5 protein-coding genes are annotated in these 4,924 nt (G+C 55.9%); 3 read left to right on the top strand and 2 right to left on the bottom strand.

Going from position 1 to position 4,924, the window contains the following annotated elements:
• Positions 1–880 (bottom strand): EAL domain-containing protein (locus tag AAC035_RS18585; RefSeq protein ID WP_339806595.1); only part of this gene is annotated, 880 nt, incomplete at its 3' end.
• Positions 881–1,625: 745 nt separating this feature from the next.
• Between AAC035_RS18585 and AAC035_RS18590 the strand changes: the two genes are divergently transcribed.
• Positions 1,626–2,183 (top strand): cytochrome b, encoded by a 558-nt coding sequence (locus tag AAC035_RS18590; RefSeq protein ID WP_339806596.1) that lies wholly within the window; start codon positions 1,626–1,628, stop codon positions 2,181–2,183.
• Positions 2,184–2,224: 41 nt separating this feature from the next.
• Positions 2,225–2,812: a YceI family protein gene (locus AAC035_RS18595; protein WP_339806597.1), complete on the top strand. Its 588-nt coding sequence runs from the start codon at positions 2,225–2,227 to the stop codon at positions 2,810–2,812.
• Positions 2,813–2,867: 55 nt separating this feature from the next.
• On the opposite strand, the gene AAC035_RS18600 is transcribed toward AAC035_RS18595, so the two are convergent.
• Complete coding sequence (locus AAC035_RS18600) at positions 2,868–3,092, bottom strand: hypothetical protein (protein WP_339806598.1); 225 nt, start codon at positions 3,090–3,092, stop codon at positions 2,868–2,870.
• Positions 3,093–3,351: 259 nt separating this feature from the next.
• Between AAC035_RS18600 and parC the strand changes: the two genes are divergently transcribed.
• Positions 3,352–4,924 (top strand): DNA topoisomerase IV subunit A (gene parC / locus AAC035_RS18605; RefSeq protein ID WP_339806600.1); only part of this gene is annotated, 1,573 nt, incomplete at its 3' end.

Below are 4,924 nucleotides of genomic sequence, written 5' to 3' on the forward strand. Positions count from 1 at the left end.
CCAGTTGCTGGGTTGGATCCAGCCGGATGCGGTTGCGGTTCTTGTAGTCAGACAACAACTGCTCGAAATCCGGAACGTCGGTTTGCAGGCCGGTAAGATCCACCTTCGGATGGCAGAAGTAGAAGCCCTGCACAAAGTCGACCCCTGCATCAATCGCAATCATGGCCTGGTCGTGGGTTTCCACCCCTTCCAGCAAAACCAGGCAGCCAGACTGGTGCAGCAGGGTGACAATACCGTTGAGAATCTGCCGTGCCCTGGGCTCGCTGTTGGCCCGGGTCACCAGGGTGCGATCCAGCTTTACGATGTCGGGGGACAGGTTCCAGATGCGTTCGAAATTGGAATGGCCCGCGCCAAAATCATCAATAGCCGTCAGGCATCCCAGATCCTTGTAGTAGCGGACGGTTTCCTTCAGGCGTTCGGCATCGTCGGTGGGCTGCTCAACAATTTCCACCACAATACGATGGGGCGGGACTCCGGTCTGGCGAAGCAGTTCACCAAAAAAGGAATCGTAACGATGACCATAGGCCACCACCCGGGGAGAGACGTTCAGGAACAGCCAGTTCACATCGTCGCTGAAACCGCTGTAATTGCGTATGTGCAGCAGCCGGCACAGACGATCCAGCAGCACGTTTTCCTGATCGGAATCCGGCAAGCGGAATAACTGGGCGGGGGGAACATCGACGTTATCGTTATCGTAAGCCCGGATCAGGGCTTCATAGCCCACAATCCGTTTATGAGAGACGCTGAAAATGGGTTGCAGTGCGGTTTTCAGGGTCAGGCCCTGAAACACGCCCGTCCAGTGGTCTTGCTGATGGCTCAGCAATGGGCCTAACAGATCGAAATCAGCGTTGGCGAACTGATCGGGCAGGTTTTTTGACATAGATCTGCGTTCGGAATGGGATCAACCGGTTATAACCAATGCTCTGGGAAAATACAATCCAAAGCACGTTTGGTTTTAGAAACACAGAATGCCAGATCTGACAGGGTGTCACCATAGACAGGTGTGAAATCGTGTCAGATTAATGAGTCTTAATGGAGTTTCGTCCCGGAGTGTGACGGGAGTCCGGTTGTTGGCGGGTCAGACAGCGCCGGCCGACATTGCCACTGCAATGCCTGCCGGGAGCCTGTAGAGCGCAAGCCGTGGATGGCCAGATTCTGCTCTCCGGTATCCGTGGTTAACGGAAACCGTTGTGAAGCGGGTATGCCTATTATATTAATTGTTACTTGGTATGACTACGTGCTCGTCGAATTCGAGTTCCATCGTAATTTCTCCCTGGTTGTTGGTGTCTGCCGCTGAAGCCGGACGATGGTCCGCCCTGGCGTCGAACAGATTGTTGAATCTGATTTCGAAACAATCCGGCTCGGCAGGTTTATCAAATGATGAGCTTATTGTATGGGATGGATAGGGAGAGCCAATCCGTAAATCCCCCATAGTGGATTTCCCCAAGGAACCATGAGTGTTTTACTACCATCAGTTTTTCTGAACAGGGTAGCCAGAATATTCCGGTTGGAGGGCCGCGGTTGCCGTTCTATTCTGTTGAAAATGGCACAGCGGAACATCCGTACCTGCCTGCTATCAGTTTTTTTCTGGATCAGAGGCCAATGTCAGATTGAGGGAACACCCCATGCAGATTCGGAACAACATTCAGCGATACGGTATGGTCAACGTTTGCCTGCACTGGCTGGTCGCCTTTACCGTGTTCGGGATGTTCGGCTTGGGCTACTACATGGTGGGCCTTGGCTATTACGATCCCTGGTACCGGTCGGCGCCGGACATTCACCGCAGTATCGGTGTTCTGTTGTTCATGGTCGTTATTTTCCGGCTGGTCTGGCGCCTGCTGGATACTCATCCGCAGGCACTGGTGAGTCATCGCCGTTTTGAAATTGTGTTAGCCCGCATCGCTCATTTCTTACTGTATGGGCTGATGCTGGTCGTGATGATCAGCGGGTATCTGATTTCCACAGCGGACGGCTCATCCGTGAGAGTGTTTGACTGGTTTGAGGTGCCGTCGGCGACCGGCCGGGTGCGCAACCTGGAGGACAGCGCCGGGGAGGTGCACTACTGGTCCACCTGGACACTGGTCGTGCTGGCAGGGCTGCACGGACTGGCGGCGGTCAAACACCACCTGATCGATCGTGATAATACGCTGCGCCGGATGTTGCCGGTGCAGCTGAAGAAGTGAGTGTTACTGAAGAACACCCATACTATGCAAAGGAGAATATTATGTTTCGCAAGGCAATGCTGGCATCAGCAGTATCCGTGGCCATGGTTGGTGGCGCGTATGCGTCGGAGCACACCGGTACCTACAAATTCGATCGCGAAGGGGCCCATCAGTTTGTCACTTTCGAGATATCGCATCTGGGCTACAGCACCCTGTTCGGCCGCTTCAATGATTTCGACGGGGAGTTCCATTTCGATGCCGACAACCCTGAAAACAGCCGGGTTGAAGTGACCCTGAAAACCGCCAGCGTGGATTCCAATCACGCGGAACGTGACCGCCACCTGCGCAGTGCAGACTTTCTGGATGTGAGTGAGTACCCGGAAGCCACCTTCCGCAGCACCCGTGTCGAAGTGGATGACGATGGTGAGGAGGCGGATGTGTATGGCGAGCTTACACTGCGTGGCGTGACCCGTGAGATCAAGCTGGAAGTGGACCTGGTGGGTTACGGTGACGATCCCTGGGGCGGCTATCGCATGGGCTTTGACGCAGAAACCGAGATCAGAATGAAGGATTTTGGCATTCCCACCGATCTGGGCAAGGCCTCAGAGGAAGTTGAGCTGAAGATCTCTGTGGAGGGTATTCGTCAGTAAGTCTGACCTGTGAAGTTAGGCGCCGTGAGTCAGGTCCGTAGTGTAAAGCGCGCTCTCAGACCTGCTCACGGCTTTCGCAGCGACCCAGCCTTAGCTGTCGCCAGAACTGTGCAATAAAGATAACCAGTGCAACCAGCAGTCCCGCCATCAGATATGGGCCGGTTACCACCAGGTTTCCGCTCAATGCAAACTCCACCAGTAACATCAGCGCCAGCGCCAGAAAGCCATTGATCAGCGCCGTCAGAATGGCGTAGCGGCATGCTTTCAGGGTGATTCTCATAGAGATAGCTCAGTCAGATTTGCCCGGTGCTGAATTCTGCACCGGAGTCGGATGTCGATTCGTTGATCCTGAACCGTCACTGAGAATACGGTTAGCGGGTGAGCGGAAACATGCGGGAATTCCGCTATTGGAAAAAACGAGGCGGCAAAAACCGGTTTCTGCATTGGTCTATCACGTCCTTGCTCCATATAATGATGGCGGTTTGTCAGGCCTGGTGTGCCGGCAGCGCCGAATTCATTTCTTTCAGCAAGGGGCATCCATGCCAGAGTTTCAGACTACGGATGAAGGCTTTGAGCGGGTAGCGTTGCGGGACTACACCGAGAAAGCCTACCTCGACTATTCCATGTACGTCATTCTCGATCGCGCCCTGCCCAATGTGGGTGATGGCCTGAAGCCGGTCCAGCGCCGGATCATCTACGCCATGTCGGAACTGGGCCTGAAATCTACCAGCAAGTACAAGAAGTCTGCCCGCACCGTGGGTGACGTGCTTGGCAAGTTCCACCCTCATGGTGACAGTGCCTGCTACGAAGCCATGGTGTTGATGGCCCAACCGTTTTCCTACCGGTATCCGCTGGTGGATGGCCAGGGTAACTGGGGCTCCCCGGACGACCCCAAATCTTTTGCCGCCATGCGTTACACTGAATCCCGGTTGTCGCGGTTTGCGGAAGTACTGCTGAGTGAACTGGGGCAGGGCACGGTGAACTGGGTGCCGAATTTTGACGGTACCATGGACGAGCCTTCGACCTTGCCTGCCAGGCTGCCCCACGTGCTGCTCAATGGCACCACCGGCATTGCCGTGGGTATGGCCACGGATATTCCGCCCCACAATGTGCGGGAGGTAACAGCCGCCTGTATTCGCTTGCTGGATCAGCCGGATGCATCCGTAGAGCAACTCTGTGAACACATTCAGGGGCCGGACTTTCCTACCGAAGCTGAGCTGATTACGCCGCGCCGGGATTTGCTGCAGATGTACGAAACCGGTCGCGGCTCACTGCGGATACGGGCACGCTGGATACGTGAGAACGGTGATATTGTGATCACCGACCTGCCTCATCAGGTGTCCGGTAACCGGGTGCTGGAGCAGATTGCGGCACAAATGCAGGCCCGCAAGCTGCCCATGGTGGCCGACTTGCGGGATGAGTCAGATCATGAGAACCCCACCCGTCTGGTGATTGTGCCGCGGTCATCGAGGGTGGATACCGACGGCCTGATGGCCCATCTGTTTGCCAGCACCGATCTGGAAAAAACCTACCGGGTGAACCTCAACGTCATCGGTAACGACGGTCGGCCGGCGGTAAAGAACCTGCACACCATGCTGACCTACCGTCGCACCACCGTAACCCGTCGCCTGCAGTACCGGCTCGACAAGGTACTGGCCCGCCTTCACCTGCTGGAAGGCCTGCTGATAGCCTACCTGAACCTCGATGAAGTGATTCGCATCATCCGCTACGAAGACGAGCCTAAGCAGGAGCTGATGACCAGCTTCGCACTGTCCGCCGAGCAGGCTGAGGCCATCCTCGAGCTGAAGTTGCGGCACCTGGCCAAGCTTGAGGAAATGAAAATCCGTGGTGAGCAGGATGAACTGTCCGCCGAGCGGGATGAGCTGCAGAGTATTCTGGGTTCCGAGAGCCGTTTCCGGGACCTGATCAAACAGGAACTGCTGGCCGACGCCGAGGCTTATGGTGACGATCGCCGGTCTCCCATTGTTGCCCGTACCGAGGCCCGGGCCTTCAGTGAAATCGACCTGATCTCCAATGATCCGGTAACCGTGGTGCTGTCCGACAAAGGCTGGGTCAGAGCCGCCAAGGGCCACGACATTGACCCCCTGGGGC

The organism is uncultured Marinobacter sp., from assembly GCF_963974375.1.
Taxonomy (GTDB): Bacteria; Pseudomonadota; Gammaproteobacteria; order Pseudomonadales; family Oleiphilaceae; genus Marinobacter.